We start from the raw sequence: 683 nt of genomic DNA, 5'->3' as shown, positions 1-683 counted from the left end.
CATTTTGCCTTTTGATAATTATTATTCACAAACTTTAGGCTCTAAACGCTGTTGCACCGGTTTGAACAGTTGTTTGTTTTAACTACTTAGTGTTATTGTTTACACACAAGTCACAGGTTATGCACAGTGGTCTTACAACTATTACCCCATATTTATGCACAATCCACAAAGTTTTCCACAGTTATCAACAAGTTTTTGCAAAATAGTTTTTTCTTGACAGCCTAAAAAGTCGAACTATTTAGTGTTTCGCAATTACTTTGTTAGCAAAAAGGCTATACCAGCAATTAAAATCGCTTAATATAGCCTTTTTTATCTCTAATTAATGAATATTCTCAAAACTAGTTGGATTCAAGTTTTGCACGTAAATTAATTTCTTTTCCACCACGGTTAACGGTTAAAGTGACCGTATCACCAATTTTGTGATTATACAAAATGGTGTGTAACGATGCCACATCTGAGACTGTTTTGTTGTCAACCTTAATTATTACATCGCCAACTTTAATTCCTGCATGTGCGGCAGAGCTATTCTTATTCACAGTTGCGACATATATTCCGTCCTTTAAATTGGACTTAATATTGAGGTGTTTGCGATAACTTGAAGGTATTCCTTGAAGAGCAATGACCTTAACGCCAAGTTGTGGTCTAACGATCTTACCCTTTTTAACAAGTTGGTTAACAATGTT

The 683-nt window shown here is 34.4% G+C and carries 1 protein-coding gene; it reads right to left on the bottom strand.

All coding sequences use genetic code 11. The features are described 5' to 3' along the window. Positions 1-338: 338 nt before the first annotated feature. The coding region (locus tag CRG87_RS07905; protein ID WP_133125514.1) for a PDZ domain-containing protein at positions 339-683 on the bottom strand (345 nt) is incomplete at its 5' end.

The sequence above is a fragment of the Lactobacillus apis genome (assembly GCF_002837055.1).
GTDB lineage: Bacteria > Bacillota > Bacilli > Lactobacillales > Lactobacillaceae > Lactobacillus > Lactobacillus apis.
Note: the sequence above shows the minus strand (reverse complement) of the source record. Positions and strands in the feature narration are given on the sequence as shown.